This window comes from Anaeromassilibacillus sp. D41t1_190614_C2, from assembly GCF_015558525.1.
In the GTDB taxonomy this organism is placed as follows: domain Bacteria; phylum Bacillota; class Clostridia; order Oscillospirales; family Acutalibacteraceae; genus Anaeromassilibacillus; species Anaeromassilibacillus stercoravium.
In genome coordinates this window covers 18,965-35,676 of the sequence record NZ_JADMOD010000003.1, presented here as the reverse complement: position 1 = coordinate 35,676, position 16,712 = coordinate 18,965, and the positions used below count along the sequence as shown (strand labels likewise).

Sequence of the window (16,712 nt, the reverse complement as noted above, 5' to 3'; positions counted from 1 at the left end):
TTTTCGGGCTACCAGGTGAAAGGGATTGTTTCCCTTATCCCAGCGGGAGGCGGACAGCGGACAAGCTGCCCGCCTCTCCCATTTTCAGGAGGTAAGCCTATGAAAACCATCAATCTGCGGTGGATTTATCCCCACTACCGGCACGACGAGTTTGTAGAGGTCAGTGACGAGGTTTGGGAGGCCATGCGGCAGGCCCAGCGCGAGATGAACAACTATGAGCGCCGGAAGGTCTACCACCGCGCCTGGTACTCCCTGGACGCATATAGCTGGGCGGAGAACTACGCGCTGGAACACGGCAGATCGCCGGAGGAAATCCTTTTGGAGCGCGAGGAACGGGCCGCCCATCTGCGGCTGCTGGCCGCCTTGCCGGAAGCCCTGGCCCATGCCACCCCGACACAGGCCCGTCGCGTCCGGGCCTACTACATCGCCGGTATCAGCCAGCCGGAAATCTCCCGGAGGGAGGGCGTAGACAGCAGCAAGGTCAGCGTTGCCATCCGGCGGGGCCTGCGGAATATGCGCCGCTGCTATGACTGCCTTTTCCCGGCAGAGTGAGGGCGGGCCTATGCAGACGATCAACCTCAAACAGTATTACCCGTTCTGCACCGAGGACACTTTTGTGGAGGTGTCAGATGAAATCGTTGAAGCGTTCCTGCTGGACAAGCGGGCCGAGGCCGCCAGGGAGCGCAAGATGTACCGCTACAAGGCGTTTTACTCCCTTGACTGCGATGATGGGATTGAGAATGCCGCCATCGGCTGGGCGCAGCCATCGCCGGAGGATTGCCTGATGGAAAAGGAGGCGCAGGCCGAATATGCTGAACTGCTCCGGCGGCTCTATGAGGCCATTTCCTCTCTGACCCCAGCGCAGGCCCGCCGCGTCCATGCCCGGTATATGCTGGGGATGAAAGTGAAGGACATTGCCGCGATGGAAGGTATCACTCCATCCCAGGCGGGGAAGTCCATCCATGCGGCGCTCCGGCGGCTGCGCCGGTACTTCATGCGCCGGAAATGGACAAGCGGCCTATGAAAACCATCAACCTGAAAAAGTATTATTACCCCCTCTACGAAACAGACACCTTCATCGAACTGCCGGACGAGATCGCCGACGCCATCGCGGAGGAATGGCGCACCGACCACAACTCCGAGCAGCGGCTATGGAGCCATACTTACTCGATGGACTATTCCCCCGGTCTGGAATACCACCTGCTCTCTCATGCCCTCTCCGCTGAGGACACTCTGCTGGAAGAAGAAACACGCCGGGAACAAGAAGAAGCCCATGAATTGATGTTGCAGCGGCTCCGGGAGGCCCTTGCCACCTTAACGCCCACGCAGGCCCGCCGCCTGCACGCCCGTTTTGTGGAGGGCAAGAAGTACCGGGAGATTGCGGAGGACGAGGGGATTGCCAGTGTGAGCCTTGTTACCAATACCGTCCGGGACGCCATTTTGAAACTACGGAAATATTTTATCAAGCGCGGCTGGATGGAGCCGCTGAAGGAGGACGCGATATGCACAAAGAAATTACCGCCCAAGCGAAACAGAAAAAAGACGAGCGCGAAGAAGTCCTGAAGGAGATCCGGCAGCTTGAGAACCGCCAGAAGATTTTGGAGAACAAGCAGCGCAATGAGGAACGCAAGGCCCGCACCCGCCGCCTAATTGAGCGCGGGGCCATTTTGGAGGGCATTTTTCCTCTGGCCTCCGACCTTCCCGGCGTAGAGGTCAAGGCGTTCCTGATTGCCCTGTCCCATCTTCCGGGGGCGGCGGAACTGGCCGCAAAACTGCCGAAATCCGGGGACAAGCCGTAAGTCCCTTGTTTACAAGGGCGCACTTATACACCGTTGCCGGTGTCGTGCGCCCTGCCGGGGGCTGTTGCGTACTTCGTCCGCGATGGGGAGCTACACTCCCCAAACCCCTTGTGCGCCCCGCGCAGCCAAACACCCGCTTCGCGTCTGTTCGGCTCCACGGAGCCTGAAATATCCCCGCCGAAAGGAGGTGCCACTCATAGATTTTTGCCATATCCCCGTCAGTATCATCAAGCGCAGCGAGGGCCGTTCCGCTGTTGCCGCAGCCGCCTACCGAAGCGGAACCAAGCTGACGAATGAATGGGACGGCCTGACCCATGATTACACCCGGAAAGGCGGCGTTGTCCATGCGGAAATCATGCTGCCCGCCCACGCCCCGCCGGAGTTTGCAGACCGCTCCACCCTCTGGAACAGTGTGGAGCAGATCGAGAAAGCCAGGGACAGCCAGCTTGCCCGCGAGATTGAGGCGGCCCTGCCCCGCGAACTGTCCAGGGAACAGCAGCTTGCCCTTGTCCGGGCCTATGTAAAGGACAACTTTGTGGACAAGGGGATGTGCGCCGACTTCGCCATCCATGACAAGGGAACCGGCAACCCCCATGTTCATATCATGCTGACCGTCCGGCCCCTGAAAGAAAATGGCGCATGGGGCGCAAAGTGCCGCAAGGCATACGACCTGGACGAGAACGGCCAGCGTATCCCGGATGGGAAAGGCGGCTGGAAGAACCACCGGGAGGACACCACCGACTGGAACGACAAAGGGAATGTGGAGATTTGGCGGGCGGCATGGGCGGCCTATACCAACCGGGCATTGGAGGCCGCCGGTCAGCCTGCATTGGTAGACCACCGCAGCTACAAGCGCCGTGGCATTGATAAAATCCCCTCTGTCCACCTGGGGCCAGCGGCCAGCCAGATGGAGAAGCGCGGTATCCGCACAGACAAGGGGGAAGTCAACCGGCAGATCGCCGCCGACAACAAGCTGCTGAAAGAAATCAAGGCCCGCATTACCCGCCTCTACAACTGGTCTAAGGCCGAGGCCGAGAAGCCGGAGGGCCAGCAGCCCAGCATGGTTGACTTGTGGGAGACCCAGCAGCAGCTCAAGCGGCCTGACACCCGCACCGGCAAGATACGGGCTTTGCAGGAGAGCGCCGCCCTGTTCAATTTCCTGAATGCCAACGGCATCCAATCCATGCAGCAGCTCCATGAAAAAATTGCCGACATGAATACCCGCTACTATGACCTGCGGCGAGAGATCGTTAAGGCCGAGCGCCGGATCGCTGTCCTCACGGAGCGGGGGGAGATGTGGGCGCAGTACAACGAGTACAAGACCGTCCATAAGCAGTTTGCCAAGGTGAAGCCGGAGAAACGGGAACTGTTCGAGCAGCGCCACAGCCGGGAACTGATCCTCTATGACGCGGCGGCCCGGTATCTGAAAGAACTGAAAGCCAGCGGCGAAGAAATCAACCCGAAGGAATGGCGGCGTGAGATCGACCTGCTGACCGCCCAGAAACAGGTAGACAGCATCGACATGAAAGCCATGCGGGAGGAGCTGAAAGCTGTGGAACGGCTCCGCAAGGCCGCCGACCAACTGGCCCGCCAGGAACGGGACAAGCCCCGCGACCGGGGGCCGGAGCGGTAAAGGGTACGGCGTTTTGGCGACCCCTTTGAGGTGCGTCGCGTTTCACGACACCCTTTTACACACAGAAAAACCGCCGTACAGGTTTCACCCATACGGCGGCAGACGGTTTATTTGCCGAACAAGTCGCTGTGCGACCCGGTGCGGGCAAGCGTCAGAACCAGCACATCATCCTCGATGCGGTAAATGAGCAGCCAATCCGGGAGGATGTGACATTCCCGATGGCCCACCCAATCGCCGGACAGATCGTGATCGCGGTTCTTCTCCGGCAGCGGTTCACCCATCGCCAGCAGCGCCACGACCTGCTCCAGCAATTCAATCTTCAGGCCGCGCTTGATCGCCCGTTTGTAGTCCTTCTTAAAGCCGGTTGTGTACTTGACGGTGTACTTTGTTTTCCTCATTTTTTCAGGTCGGCAAACAACTCGTCAAGGTCATTGTAGCCCTTTACAGACGGGTCTTTTGCAATCCTTTCCGCTTCCAGCATGGCAGCAATCGTTTCCTTGTTGGGCTGTTCCAGCTTCACTTCAAAGGGAATGCCGCCCTCACGAAGCGACTGGCGCACGAAGATGTTGAACGCCGTGGATAAATTCATGCCGAGTTCCGCAAACAGGGCGTCGGCCTGTGCCTTCAAATCCGCGTCCATGCGGATACTGATGTTTGTGGTATTTCCAGCCATATCATCAACCCCTTTCTGCTGGTACTTTTAGTATATGCCATTTGCACGAAGAAAGCAATACTTTGCACGAATATTTAACAGTAAATTCATGGAAGGAGGTCACTGTATGAAGCAGATTATTTTACCCGTCACTGTCCACCTGAATATTCGCCTGCCCCTTGCCCTCTTGCAGCCGGAACCGGCAGACGCGCCCACCGGCCCGGAGCCGGAGGCCCATGCCTGCCACGGCTGCGACAACTGCGGCGGGTGTGGGAAGTGCCAGCATGAAGAAAAGCAAGCCTGAACCCATCCCCGTCATGGACTACCGCCAGTACCGCAGAGCGCGGCGGCTGGTACATGAGTGCTGCAACTATGACGGCGGCAACTGTATCGCGCTGGACGATGGGGAGGAATGTGTCTGCGTCCAGTCCATTTCCTACTCCCTGTTGTGCCGGTGGTTCCGGGCGGCGGTGCTGCCGCTGGACAGAGAACTGGAAACGGCCCTGTTCCACCGCCTGGACGCCAAGCGGTGCGCCGTCTGCGGGGCGCTGTTCACCCCCGGCTCCAACCGGGCCAAATACTGCCCGGAATGTGCCGGGCGCATGAAGCGTATCAAGGCCGCCCAGCGCAAGCGCAAACAGAGGGCTAAGTGTCACGCTTTAGGGGCCGAAAACCCCTTGTAAATCAAGGACTTTTTCGAGGGTGTCGGCGGGGGCCTGATAGATTTATCCTCTGCCCCCCAAAACGGCCCTCTAAATGCGTACAGAAGCCCAAAACGAACCCCAAGGAGGAACCCATGTCAGACAATCGAAAATATTACTACCTGAAACTCAAAGAAAACTATTTTGACGATGACTCCATCGTGCTGCTGGAAAGTATGCAGGACGGTGTGCTGTACTCCAATATCCTGCTCAAGCTGTATCTGAAATCCCTGAAACACGGCGGGCGGCTCCAGCTTGACGAGAATATCCCCTACACAGCGCAGATGATCGCCACCATCACCCGCCAGCAGATTGGCACTGTGGAGAGGGCCTTGCAAATCTTCCTGAAGCTGGGCCTTGTGGAAGTGCTGGACAGCGGCACTTTTTACATGAGCAATATCGAACTGCTGATCGGACAGTCCTCCACCGAGGCCGAGCGAAAGCGGGCAGCGAGGCTTCAAAACAAGGCTCTTTCCGCGCCTCGGACAAACGGCGGACATTTGTCCGACATTCGTCCACCAGAGATAGAGATAGAGTTAGAGAAAGAGATAGAGATAAAGAGAGAGATAGAGAAGGGACGCCCCGCCCGCGCCTATGGCCGTTACCAGAATGTTTTCCTGACGGACGAGGAACTGGCGGACTTGCAGGCCAGTTTTCCCACCGTATGGGGCCAGTACATCGAAAAGCTGTCCGAGTATATGGCTTCTACCGGCAAGCGGTATCAAAGCCATGCCGCCACCATCCGGCGCTGGGCCGGTGAGGACGCGAAAAAGGCGGCCCCGCCCACCCGCAACCGGGATTACAGCGTAAAGGAGGATGAAACCGTATGATGGAGATTACCGCAGAAATCCGGGCGCTGATCGACAAGGCAGCCGCCGGTGTGGAACTGGCCGGGGACGAGTACATAGACCCGGCAGACGGCCTCATTCACTGTAAGAGGTGCGGCGGCCAGAGGCAGACCGTTGTGCCATGCTTTGGGAAACCCGGCTACTTCATGCCCCGCTGTATCTGCCAGTGCCAGCGGGAGGCCGAGGAACAGCGCAAAGCCGCCGAGGAACGGCAGCGCCGCATGGAGCGTATCAAGCGCCGGAAGGCCCAGGGCCTGCAAGACCGCTATCTGTACGACTACACCTTTGCCAACGACAACGGCCAAAATCCTCTGATGGACAAGGCCCGCGCCTATGTGGAGAACTGGAAGGAGGCATACCGAAACAACACTGGCCTGCTGCTGTTTGGGGATGTGGGAACCGGCAAGTCCTTTTTCGCCGGTTGTATCGCCAACGCCCTGCTTGACCGGGATGTGCCGGTGCTGATGACGAACTTTCCCACCATCCTGAACCGCCTGACGGGGATGTTCTCCGATGACAGGGCCGACTTTATCGCCAGCTTTGACGAGTACGACCTGCTCATCATTGACGATTTGGGTGTGGAGCGCAGCACCGAGTATGCGATGGAGCAGATGTTTTTCGTCATTGACAGCCGCTACCGCAGCCGCAGGCCCATGATAATCACCACCAACCTGAAGCTGGCCGAACTCAAGAACCCGCCCGACCTGGCCCATGCCCGTATCTATGACCGCATCCTGGAACGGTGCGCCCCGATCCTCTTTGCCGGGAAGAACTTCCGGGAGGAAAACGCCGGGGCCACTAAGCAGGCGGCGAAAGACATTGTAAACCGTAAGAGCGATTGATTGTTTTGCCGGACGGCGCAGCCCCGCCCGGAGAAAGGAGCGCCATGAACAAAGAAACCCGTACCATGCAGACCGCAGGCACCACCCCCGCCAGAGCGCCGGAGGACGCCCCCGCGCTGGTAAAGAAAATCGGCAAGACCACCTACAAGGTGCGCGTCCATTTCAGCAATACCAGCACCGAAACCATGAGCGACAAAATCAAGCGTATGCTCAAAAACGAGATACAGCAGATGTGACCGGCTGATAAAGCCAGCCGCCTTGTGTTAAACTGATGATGGTACACACCAAAACTTTAGCCAAGGAGGACATGAAAATGCTGTACACAGAAAAAGAGAAAAATGAGATTGAGCGCGTCCGCAAAGTGTTTGAGAAACATATCCGGCAGATGACCGCTTATGATTTGGTTTGGTCGGATAAGGTCGGCTATGTGTGGCTGGCAATATCTATCGACCCGGTCTATATTGACACCGGCAACTGGATAGAGTCCGCTGCCGGTCTTTGTAATGAGTGCTTGAATGATATAGCACTGGATGTTTTTGGAATGACCGGAAACGACCATGACTTCGAGGACGCCGATCCGCTGGAACTGGCCGAGATTAAGCGGCGCTGGAAACCCTATATCGACCAACTGCCGGAATATGCGTACCTTTGCGACGAACTGTTAAGCAGGAGAAAATAACCCATCCGCCAAAGTGTCAGGAGCTAAAATCTGCTTCCTGGCACTTTTTTTGTGGCTTTTTTGTGAATTTGATTAAAAAGTCCTTGACAACTCGTTTCGGGGATAACCGCAAAATCAATACAGCGTTGTGGGCAAACTGCTTCGCAAATGCGACAGCCGGTACAGGCCTTTGTAATAAAGTATCCCTCTTTTTCCACCTCGGTTTTCCCAAAGACAAAGCTCGCCCGTTCAATAGGCTTTTGCGAGAGGTCAAACCACTCGCCAGTTCCTTCGTAAATTTGAAACACCGTTAACGCGCTTCGGGACTGTTCCGTAGGATAGATTTCGCTCATGTATGGATTTTTCCCAAACAGTTTAGGGAGCGGTTCCGCGCCCAATTCCCGCACCTTACCGCGGATCGAGACCGCTACACAGGACAGAGTATCTCGTCCCTTCATACCGGTCAATGCTACATAACCTTGCTTGTTTAGCCGGCCGTAAAGGCTTTTTCCGCGGGCGGTCAGGAAATATAAACTCTTGCCATCACAGTCCATTATATCAATCGCACAGGTCACAGGAAACCCATCATTATCCACCGTTGCCATCACCGTCGAATGGATCTCTTTTTGTACAAAATACAAATATTCCCTGCTATCCATATTCCTTTTCTCCTGTTAAAAGCATCAAGTAAAAGTTTTGAGCCATCCTTTCCCTTTTGCTAGGATTGGATGGAAATGGGGAAGGAACCCCATCGCCACAAGCCATCCGGAGTTCCTTCCCGACATATCTTTTTAATCTGAACGATCAATAACGAGCTTGTACGTATGATCGGGAAATATTTTCATAGCCAGCGCGCAGATATTTAGGAAAAGAAAAAGCCTGCCGTCATGTCCAGGTAATTTTCACCGCTGTAGTTCGGATACTGTTTTTGTACAGCCGCCTTAAATTCTTCAGCGCTGCCGCAGTCTGCTGCAATTGCTTTCAGGTTTTCCAAATAAGCGATTTTGGTGTCCGCATCTTTCAAATCTTCCGGGGTATAGTGGGAAGTCAGGATCAAGTCATACTCCTTTTGGATATACTTTTTCAATTCTGCAATCATTGCATCGGCATGTGCGGCCCCAGCTACGATGGAATGGCAAGCGTGGCCGAGCATATGGGTATACACTGCATGGATCTCGGGAATCTCCACATCAAAAGCCTCGCCCGTCTGCTTGATGTTGAAATCAATCCCGCCGATGGTTACCTTTCCTTCCCCGATGATATTCGTAATCGGATGGATCGAATGGTCGAAGATCTCACCGAATGCCCCTGCGAATTGATCCACCAGAGCCTTTCCGCCGCCATTCTTTGAGTAATCCACCGCATTTTGCGTGGCATATTTGGGAACATCCGGCAAGAAGGTTGCGCCCGCGCCGTGGTACGCCACCAGTACTCCTTCCACCTGAAGATTTTTCAGATAATCTGTCAGTTCCCAGATGTTTTCAAAAAAGCAGGGCGACTCAATGACAACGGCCTTACCCATCTTTTCAACAATGAACACTTCATCGTCAATAAAATCGTTGGTCTTATAGGCATGCAATTTAACTGTGCCAAAATCATAAATATTGAACTCGCCCTTTTCGAGCTTCACAGTTTGAAATGTATTCTTGTTCATGAGAAGATCCTCCTTATGGGTACAGCACTTATTCCGCAACAACGCTGATACGTTCCTGAATGTGATTTCCTTTGGTTGCCTCATCAATCATGGCGATGGCATAGTCGGCATAACTGATAACGCTTTCGCCCTTGGAATTAAGCACCAGTTCTTCTCCTCCAAGAATATACTTTCCAGTCCTATCGCCTTCGGCCTGGAAATCACCGGCTGGGCTAATATAAGTCCATTGGACATCCTTTCTCTGACGCAGTTCTCCGAGGGCCTTTGCCATTGCCGCAGCAAGAGGTTTAAACATATCAGGGAAATTCGGTCCATCCGCTACACAGGCGGTGTGTTCTGGGTTGACGTACAGGCTGCCTGCGCCTCCGACCACCAATAAGCGGGTACTTGTGCCAGAAAGCACATCACACAGATGTTTCAGGGAAGTGCTGTGCTGAGGAAGGGTTTCCTCAGCCCAGGTACCAAATGCATCGATCACGACATCAAATTCCTCCAGATCAGCGGCCATCAGATCAAACAGATCCTTTTTCAAAACGTGTTTCGCTGCTGTATGATTCTCTCCACGCACAATAGCAGTCACATCGAGACCTCTATCCACAGCTTCCTTCACGATAAGCTTACCAGCTTTTCCATTTGCACAAACAACTGCGATTTTCATTTTATGTTCCTCCTTGCATTTGTTCAGTTGTTATCATTGCTTATGAGTCTTAGAGTGGCCGCTCTCTGTAGCTCTTGACTATATTATATGCATGTAGATTCCTCTCGTAAAGTAAGCACTTTATTGTGCCGTAGTTACCAAAAGGATACTATTGCGTGATGCCTGGAGTTAATGACTTTAAAACAGTAAAAACTTCTCAACAATTTTTCTTTTTTGCCATTGTATACTTTTGCATATTGCTATATAATTAAGTCGTATAGTAGAATTAGATCCTAAATTGCAAAAAGAAACTAAAACAAGGAGGATTATGTATGAGCAAAGGGACTGTGGGAAAAGATTTGCCAGCCTGCCCGGTGGAAACTACATTAACTCTTATCGGTGATAAGTGGAAGGTACTCATCCTCCGTGATTTGCTTCCTGGCAAAAAACGCTTTGGAGAGTTGAAAAAGTCCATCGGCAGCGTATCTCAAAAAGTGCTGACTGCACAGCTTCGGGATATGGAAGAAAGTGGCCTTGTCAACCGCAAAGTTTATGCAGAGGTGCCGCCAAGAGTAGAATACTCGCTGACGGAACTCGGCCAAAGTCTAAAACCCATCCTTGATGCAATGTGGAATTGGGGCGAAGGATATAAAGCCTCTATGAATTGAAACAAGCGGGTATTCATTTTCGAACAGCCCCTATTTATCAGTATGCTATATTGGCTGATAAATGGGGGCTGTTTACTGTATAAAATGAACTTTTATGTTTCATTGGATGTGCTAACATTTTCCTTCAAATTCTGTATAGGCCTGATATATTTGAAATATTGTTCTGGGTTATAATAAAAATACATAATTCTGCCTGGTGATGTATCTAGACAGCAATTAGCAGCCGCATAATCAAAATTAGCCATGGCCGTTTCGATTTTTTGCTCTACGCTGCAATTTTCTTGTTCATACTGAAATGGTCCATGCTCAAAGACAATATACTCAGCTTCAGGAATGTCAATTAAAAACATTTGTGGCGGTACTTCTCCTTTATAATTAGAAGGAAGCCGTACGCCCCAACATTCTGTACGCAGAAACCCCCAATCACATAGTCTACCTTTTGGGTCGTTGATATAAGCCATAATCTGACCGCTTCTACAGTTGATTTCGCTCCCGCCTCTATCGTCTAATTTGCCCTTGATGCTGTCGAGCAAGCCGCAAATTGTTTCATGGTCCTGCCCTGGAATTTGATTTTGTTTCTGCCAGAAATCCCAATATCCGTTACTTTCATAATTTTTGATATGCAAAAATTTGTGTGCGGGGATCGTTATAAAATAAATTTGTATACCGTCTGTAGAATGCATCATCCCGATTTCTCCTAATCCAAAAAAATAACGGTCAAAAGCACTTATTTTGGTCCGGAGAACAACCGGTCTGGGGTCTTTCCGATATTTACTTGGCGTTATACCGTAAGCTTTTTTGAAAGCTCTAGTAAAAGCTTCATGGGATGAAAAACCATATGTGAAAGCAATATCCAACATGCTCTTATCGCTATCACGAACCTCTTTTAATGCAAAGGCTAGCTTTCTATGCCGCAAATAATCCCTAAATTGCATCCCAGTTATTTCTTTGAATTTCCTGGTAGTATGAAATTCAGAATAGCCCAACTTATGCGAAAGGTATTGCAATGTCAATACCTCGTCATGATTATATTTTATACATTTATCAATCTCATCAACGATTATCTGGATCTGTTTTTGCCACTCAAACATTCTTTCTTCACCTCGTTTTAATATCTATATACTCCAATTATAAGAGCATATAGATATCGCCGCTTGATCATACTTGCTTTGATTGAGAGGATTGTGATGCACTGATTATTTTTTCGCCTGGTCTCTATTCATTAATATCCATTTATATAAATTCTAAAGTCATAGAGTATATAATCGATCATACAACAAGAAGTACATGAACATGAAGCACCTGTAGGCGAACTTGGAGGATGCCTCCATTGCTGGCTGACTTCATTCATCCCAGAGTCTACATACGCTTATGCGAAAAATCCTTGACACTACCAACCACTCGCCCAGCGAGTGGTTTCCTTTATGACAAAAAGGGTCTAACTGATCAGCAAAAATCAGTTAGACCTTTTACCTATGAATAAAAAGATGAGGATTTTCAGGCTACTCGCAAGCCACTCGATTTTTCTTTTCAAACTCAATAAATCGGGATTTCGCGAGTGCTATCAATCTGCTATCAAACGGGAAATTTAAAAATCAAAAGCCCAGTGTTTATGCGGCTTTGCAGGCCCTCATATCCACTTTTTGCTTATTCCCACTCGATTGTGGCGGTCGGTTTCGGCGATAAGTCAAAGCACACACGATTTACGCCTTTTACTTCTTGTAGAATACGAGCAGTAATCGTCTGCAAGACGGCCCAATCCAACTGAGGCACCTGAGCGGTCATGGCATCGATGGTGTTCACCGCACGGATGATGACTGGCCAATCGAAGCAACGCGCATTGTCCCGCACACCAACAGATTTAAAATCTGGTACGATTGTAAAATACTGCCATACTTTTCCTTCTAGCCCTGCCTTGGCAAACTCTTCACGCAAAATCGCATCGGATTCCCGTACGGCTTCCAAGCGGTCGCGTGTGATTGCTCCCAAGCAACGCACTCCCAAGCCGGGGCCTGGGAACGGCTGGCGATATACCATACTGGCTGGCAATCCCAATGCTACACCGCAGGCGCGCACCTCGTCCTTAAACAGCATTTTCAACGGCTCTACCAGTTCAAACTGCAAGTCTTCGGGCAATCCCCCAACATTGTGGTGGCTTTTTACCATCTTAGCCGTTTTTGTTCCGCTCTCCACAATGTCCGGGTAAATCGTGCCCTGTGCAAGGAATTCGATACCATCGAGCTTCCGGGCCTCTTCCTCAAACACACGGATAAATTCCGCCCCAATGATCTTTCTTTTCTGCTCCGGATCAGCGACTCCCTCCAATTTGCTGAGGAAACGCTCTGTCGCATCCACATAGATCAAATTTGCGGAAAGCTCGTCCTTAAAGACGCGAACGACCTGCTCTGGTTCTCCCTTGCGCAATAGTCCATGGTTCACATGTACACAGGTCAACTGGCTTCCAATTGCTTTGAGCAAAAGAGCCGCAACCACAGAGGAATCCACGCCGCCGGACAAAGCCAAGAGGACCTTTTTATCGCCTACTTGTTTGCGAATGAGTTCAATTTGGTCCGCAATAAAGTTTTCCATATTCCAGTTAGCCTGCGCCTTGCAGGTATCAAATACAAAGCTGCGCAAGTCTTCTTGGATCGCCTCATCCTCTTTTGGCATCGGATGAACCGTTCCATTATCTTCGTAATCAAACGTGAAAACCGGCAATCCGCAGTTCTTAATTTCATCCGATAGGCCGATCTTCTGGCCGTCTACCACATCGTTTGGCCCGCCGTTTGCTACAATGCCCTTTACGTTTGGCATTTTCGCAATCTCTTCCGCTGTAACATCGTAGTTGCAGATTTCACTATACACGCCTAATGCACGGATCGCCCTCGCCACATCGGTGTTACGGGTGCTGCCCATATCCACAACCAAAAGCATATCTTGTCTCATCACAAGCCCTCCTTCTTATAGTAATTTCATCGTATCATATTTAAAAGGAGCGCGTCAACCGGATTGGACATTTTTTCTGGACATTCGTCAGATTTTGCGACTTTCGGTACAGTCATACAAACACGCCTTGAAAAATTCCCTTTACCTTTTCAAAGAAAGAACCTCACCGCACTATCAAGAAAACGGTATACTTTCTCTTGATAGTATGATGAGGTTCTTTATAAAAGCAGAATCGATTACACCTTATTCGTATTCAATGGTGGCAGGCGGTTTACTCGTTATATCATAAACTACCCGGTTCACATTTTCGACCTCATTGACAATTCGTGTGCTGACGGTTTCCAATACTTCATAGGGAATACGCGCCCAATCGGCGGTCATAAAGTCGGTCGTTGTGACAGCGCGCAAAGCAATGGTATTGTCGTACGTACGGCCGTCCCCCATAACGCCAACACTCTTCATACCGGTCAGCACCGCAAAATACTGGTTAATATCGCGGTCAAGGCCCGCTTTTGCGACTTCCTCGCGGAAGATAGCGTCCGCATCCTTTAAAATCTCCAATTTTTCCGGCGTCACTTCGCCCATAATGCGGATTCCAAGGCCCGGGCCAGGGAACGGCTGCCGCCAAACCAAATTTGCGGGGATGCCCAGCTCGATGCCCACCCTGCGTACTTCATCCTTAAAGAGGTCGCGCAAAGGCTCTATAATCCCTTCAAATCCTACATCTTCTGGGAGACCGCCCACATTGTGATGGCTTTTAATGGTCGCTGCTTCTCCGGTGCCGCTCTCCACCACATCGGGGTAAATCGTCCCTTGGCAGAGGAACTCAATCTTTCCCAGCTTACGGGACTCTTCCTCAAACACACGGATAAATTCTTCCCCAATGATCTTCCGTTTCTGTTCCGGTTCTGTCACTCCAGCCAATTTGCTTAAAAAGCGGTCCTGCGCATTGATGCGGATCAGATTCATATCAAACTGCTGGCGGAATACGCGCTCCACTTCGTCTCCTTCGTTCTTGCGCAGCATACCATGGTCCACAAAGATGCAAGTCAGACTTTTTCCAATCGCTTTGTGCACCAAAACAGCTGCAACCGAAGAATCCACACCTCCGGACAACGCGCACAAGACGCGCTTATCCCCTACTTTTTCGCGGATCTGACGGATGGTCTCCTCGGCAAAGGAATCCATCTTCCAACTACCGGAACAGCCGCACACCTGGAACAAGAAATTTTTTAACATATCCGTTCCATATACAGTATGCTCAACCTCCGGATGGAACTGGAACGCATAAAGACGCCGGGCCTCGTTTGCCATTGCCGCAACCGGGCAGGCATCGCTCACCGCGGTGATGGTAAATCCTGCTGGCGGTTCTGCAATATAATCTGTATGGCTCATCCAGCAGACGGACTCTTCCGGTACCTTTTGAAACAACGCTGCATTGGCCTGTGCCCGTACTGGCGTCTTCCCATATTCGCGCACCTCAGAGCTGCTGACCTTTCCTCCCAACAGGTATGCCATCAGCTGCGCTCCATAACAAATCCCCAGAACAGGAATTCCCAGGTCGAACACCTTTTTATCGCAAACCGGAGCATCCTCTGCATAGACGGAATTGGGCCCTCCGGAAAAGATAATCCCCTTATATCCCGCCCCGGCAATCTGCTCCGCCGGGGTTTTATAGGATTTGATTTCACAGTACACGTTGCAATCGCGCACCCGGCGTGCGATTAGCTGGCTGTACTGTCCGCCGAAGTCCAAAATGAGAACCGCTTCGTTTTTCAGCATGATTTCTTTTCCCTTCCTTGTCTTTGAGAACTATTCCACTGTTACAGACTTTGCCAGGTTGCGCGGCTTATCGATGTCGCAGCCCTTCATGGACGCCACATAGTAGGCAAATAGCTGCAACGGGATGACGGTCAACGACGGTAACATCACATCACAAGTCTGCGGAATATAGAACACATGGTCCGTCACCTGCTCGATCTGCGTGTTGTTCTCCGTCGTCATTCCCAGCACAACCGCACCGCGCGCCTTGACTTCCTTCACATTGCTCATCATCTTGTCAAACAAATTCTGATGAGTGGCCAACGCGATCACCAGGGTTCCATCCTCCACAAGGGAGATGGTGCCATGTTTGAGCTCCCCTGCGGCATAGGCGTCCGAATGGATGTAGGAGATTTCCTTGAGCTTCAAGGAGCCCTCCAGGGACATTGCATAGTCTAGGTTGCGTCCGATAAAGAATACATCCTTTGCGTTAAAATGCTGGGAAGCCAAATACTGGATGTTTTCCCGATTTTGAAGGATCTTTTCAATTTTATCCGGCAGAGCCTGCAGCTCTGTGAGATAGGCTGCATATTCTTCGGCGGTAAGGCACCCCAACAGATCCGCCATGTAAATGGCCAGCAAGTATACGACAGCCAGCTGTGTACTGTACGCCTTTGTCGTCGCTACCGCGATTTCCGGGCCAGCCCATGTATAGATCACATCGTCGGACTCGTTTGCGATGGAGCTCCCCACCACGTTGACGATCGAAAGAGTTCGCGCGCCCAGGCGCTTTGCCTCACGCATGGCAGCCAATGTATCGGCGGTTTCCCCGGACTGGCTGATCACCAGCACCAGCACCTTTTCGTCGATGATCGGCTCCCTGTAACGGAATTCGGATGCGACATCCACTTCCACGGGAATCCGGGTCATCTTCTCCAATACATATTTCGCCACCATTCCCACATGGTAGGCGGAACCACAGGCCACAATAAAGATCTTTCGAAACGTCTTGAGCTGGTCCGCTGTCAGCGTGATGTTGTCCAAAACAATCCGCCCATCCTTGATGCGCGGCGAAATGGTATCGCGCACCGCTTTGGGCTGTTCCATGATCTCCTTTGCCATAAAGTGCTCATAGCCGCCCTTTTCAGCGGCGGTGACATCCCACTCCACATGGACTGGTTCTTTGGGGATCAGCTCCTTATCCATGTCATAGATGCGCACCCCTTCGCGCTGGATGATCGCAATCTCGTTGTCATTCAAACGGTAAATGTCGCGCGTTCTACTCAGGATTGCTGGGACGTCTGAGGCGATAAAATTTTCCCCCTGCCCAAGGCCGATGATCAGCGGGCTGTCTTTGCGCACCGCCACGAGTTGATCCGGTTTATCCGCACAAATGATTCCCAACGCATAAGAGCCTTCTACCTTTTGCAGTACTTTGATGACCGCATCCATGATGTCGCCCTTATAATAATACTCCAATAGCTGCGCCACCACCTCTGTGTCTGTTTCTGACACAAAGGAGACACCGCGGCGGATTAAATGTTGCTTTAATGCGAGATAATTTTCAATGATCCCATTGTGTACCACTGCAAATTTCCCTGAATCGCTCACCTGAGGATGGGAATTGATATCCGAAGGCGCGCCGTGCGTCGCCCAACGGGTATGGCCGATTCCCACGGTACCCGGGACATCTTTGCCGTCATGAATCAAGCCTTTGAGGACCTGGAGGCGCCCTTTTGCCTTGACGACCCGAAGGGATGTACCGTCATAAACAGCAACCCCAGCGGAGTCGTAACCGCGGTACTCCAACTTTTCCAACCCCTGCAAAAGGAACGGTGCAGCAGGATCGCCGCCGATGTATCCTACAATTCCACACATACTGTTACCTCCTTATGCGCGGGAACTCCCCGCCG

General features: G+C 51.7%; 21 protein-coding genes. 12 read left to right on the top strand and 9 right to left on the bottom strand.

Annotation, left to right across the window (positions count from 1 at the left end; all coding sequences use genetic code 11):
- Positions 1-99: 99 nt before the first annotated feature.
- From I2G69_RS04365 to mobQ, 5 genes are all read left to right on the top strand, one after another.
- Complete coding sequence (locus tag I2G69_RS04365) at positions 100-552, top strand: RNA polymerase subunit sigma-24 (protein ID WP_195560276.1); 453 nt, start codon at positions 100-102, stop codon at positions 550-552.
- Between the two features lie 10 nt (positions 553-562).
- The gene (locus I2G69_RS04360) at positions 563-1,024 is read left to right on the top strand and encodes an RNA polymerase sigma factor (RefSeq protein ID WP_195560275.1); all 462 of its coding nucleotides are present in this window, start codon (positions 563-565) and stop codon (positions 1,022-1,024) included.
- Complete coding sequence (locus I2G69_RS04355; protein WP_195560274.1) at positions 1,021-1,563, top strand: RNA polymerase sigma factor; 543 nt, start codon at positions 1,021-1,023, stop codon at positions 1,561-1,563. Before I2G69_RS04360 ends, I2G69_RS04355 begins: the two co-directional genes overlap by 4 nt.
- Positions 1,503-1,799 carry a DUF3847 domain-containing protein gene (locus I2G69_RS04350; RefSeq protein WP_148320268.1) on the top strand — a complete coding sequence of 99 codons (297 nt, stop codon included), beginning with the start codon at positions 1,503-1,505 and terminating at the stop codon, positions 1,797-1,799. The genes I2G69_RS04355 and I2G69_RS04350 overlap by 61 nt, the downstream gene beginning before the upstream one ends.
- 187 nt (positions 1,800-1,986) lie before the next feature.
- Complete coding sequence (gene mobQ / locus I2G69_RS04345; protein WP_195560273.1) at positions 1,987-3,432, top strand: MobQ family relaxase; 1,446 nt, start codon at positions 1,987-1,989, stop codon at positions 3,430-3,432.
- A 107-nt stretch (positions 3,433-3,539) separates the two neighbouring features.
- Here the strand turns inward: mobQ and I2G69_RS04340 are convergent, their stop codons facing one another.
- Positions 3,540-3,830, bottom strand: a complete 291-nt coding sequence (locus I2G69_RS04340; protein WP_027642579.1) for a type II toxin-antitoxin system YafQ family toxin — start codon at positions 3,828-3,830, stop codon at positions 3,540-3,542.
- Positions 3,827-4,105 carry a type II toxin-antitoxin system RelB/DinJ family antitoxin gene (locus tag I2G69_RS04335; RefSeq protein WP_003509354.1) on the bottom strand — a complete coding sequence of 93 codons (279 nt, stop codon included), beginning with the start codon at positions 4,103-4,105 and terminating at the stop codon, positions 3,827-3,829. Before I2G69_RS04335 ends, I2G69_RS04340 begins: the two co-directional genes overlap by 4 nt.
- Positions 4,106-4,211: 106 nt before the next feature.
- On the opposite strand from I2G69_RS04335, the gene I2G69_RS04330 reads away from it, so the two are divergent.
- The 6 genes from I2G69_RS04330 (at position 4,212) to I2G69_RS04305 (ending at position 7,154) form a co-directional block, all read left to right on the top strand.
- On the top strand, positions 4,212-4,388 hold the full coding sequence (locus I2G69_RS04330) for a hypothetical protein (protein WP_186278418.1): 177 nt from the start codon (positions 4,212-4,214) through the stop codon (positions 4,386-4,388).
- The gene (locus tag I2G69_RS04325) at positions 4,369-4,767 is read left to right on the top strand and encodes a cysteine-rich VLP domain-containing protein (RefSeq protein WP_087221679.1); all 399 of its coding nucleotides are present in this window, start codon (positions 4,369-4,371) and stop codon (positions 4,765-4,767) included. The genes I2G69_RS04330 and I2G69_RS04325 overlap by 20 nt, the downstream gene beginning before the upstream one ends.
- Positions 4,768-4,880: 113 nt before the next feature.
- A complete protein-coding gene (locus I2G69_RS04320) occupies positions 4,881-5,615 on the top strand; it encodes a phage replisome organizer N-terminal domain-containing protein (RefSeq protein ID WP_087989415.1) in 735 nt (244 codons plus the stop codon).
- Positions 5,612-6,475, top strand: coding sequence for an ATP-binding protein (locus I2G69_RS04315; RefSeq protein WP_195560272.1), 864 nt, complete (start codon positions 5,612-5,614; stop codon positions 6,473-6,475). Before I2G69_RS04320 ends, I2G69_RS04315 begins: the two co-directional genes overlap by 4 nt.
- Before the next feature lie 65 nt (positions 6,476-6,540).
- Positions 6,541-6,711, top strand: a complete 171-nt coding sequence (locus tag I2G69_RS04310) for a transposon-encoded TnpW family protein (protein ID WP_430651171.1) — start codon at positions 6,541-6,543, stop codon at positions 6,709-6,711.
- A gap of 77 nt (positions 6,712-6,788) precedes the next feature.
- Complete coding sequence (locus I2G69_RS04305) at positions 6,789-7,154, top strand: hypothetical protein (protein WP_050006185.1); 366 nt, start codon at positions 6,789-6,791, stop codon at positions 7,152-7,154.
- Between the two features lie 23 nt (positions 7,155-7,177).
- Here I2G69_RS04305 and I2G69_RS04300 read toward each other — a convergent pair whose 3' ends face one another.
- The 3 genes from I2G69_RS04300 to I2G69_RS04290 form a co-directional block, all read right to left on the bottom strand.
- Positions 7,178-7,792, bottom strand: a complete 615-nt coding sequence (locus tag I2G69_RS04300; protein ID WP_195560271.1) for a pyridoxamine 5'-phosphate oxidase family protein — start codon at positions 7,790-7,792, stop codon at positions 7,178-7,180.
- Positions 7,793-7,995: 203 nt separating this feature from the next.
- Complete coding sequence (locus tag I2G69_RS04295) at positions 7,996-8,787, bottom strand: hypothetical protein (RefSeq protein WP_191395505.1); 792 nt, start codon at positions 8,785-8,787, stop codon at positions 7,996-7,998.
- Positions 8,788-8,815: 28 nt separating this feature from the next.
- Positions 8,816-9,445: an NAD(P)-dependent oxidoreductase gene (locus tag I2G69_RS04290; RefSeq protein ID WP_087235208.1), complete on the bottom strand. Its 630-nt coding sequence runs from the start codon at positions 9,443-9,445 to the stop codon at positions 8,816-8,818.
- Positions 9,446-9,756: 311 nt separating this feature from the next.
- Between I2G69_RS04290 and I2G69_RS04285 the strand changes: the two genes are divergently transcribed.
- Positions 9,757-10,092, top strand: a complete 336-nt coding sequence (locus I2G69_RS04285; RefSeq protein WP_087235207.1) for a winged helix-turn-helix transcriptional regulator — start codon at positions 9,757-9,759, stop codon at positions 10,090-10,092.
- Between the two features lie 92 nt (positions 10,093-10,184).
- Here the strand turns inward: I2G69_RS04285 and I2G69_RS04280 are convergent, their stop codons facing one another.
- From I2G69_RS04280 to glmS, 4 genes are all read right to left on the bottom strand, one after another.
- A complete protein-coding gene (locus I2G69_RS04280; protein WP_195560270.1) occupies positions 10,185-11,183 on the bottom strand; it encodes a helix-turn-helix transcriptional regulator in 999 nt (332 codons plus the stop codon).
- 556 nt (positions 11,184-11,739) lie between these two features.
- Positions 11,740-13,038 (bottom strand): glutamine-hydrolyzing GMP synthase, encoded by a 1,299-nt coding sequence (guaA, locus tag I2G69_RS04275; RefSeq protein WP_191405574.1) that lies wholly within the window; start codon positions 13,036-13,038, stop codon positions 11,740-11,742.
- A gap of 243 nt (positions 13,039-13,281) precedes the next feature.
- The gene (gene guaA / locus I2G69_RS04270) at positions 13,282-14,817 is read right to left on the bottom strand and encodes a glutamine-hydrolyzing GMP synthase (RefSeq protein ID WP_087232634.1); all 1,536 of its coding nucleotides are present in this window, start codon (positions 14,815-14,817) and stop codon (positions 13,282-13,284) included.
- Between the two features lie 33 nt (positions 14,818-14,850).
- Positions 14,851-16,677 carry a glutamine--fructose-6-phosphate transaminase (isomerizing) gene (glmS, locus tag I2G69_RS04265; protein ID WP_087232443.1) on the bottom strand — a complete coding sequence of 609 codons (1,827 nt, stop codon included), beginning with the start codon at positions 16,675-16,677 and terminating at the stop codon, positions 14,851-14,853.
- Positions 16,678-16,712: the final 35 nt, after the last annotated feature.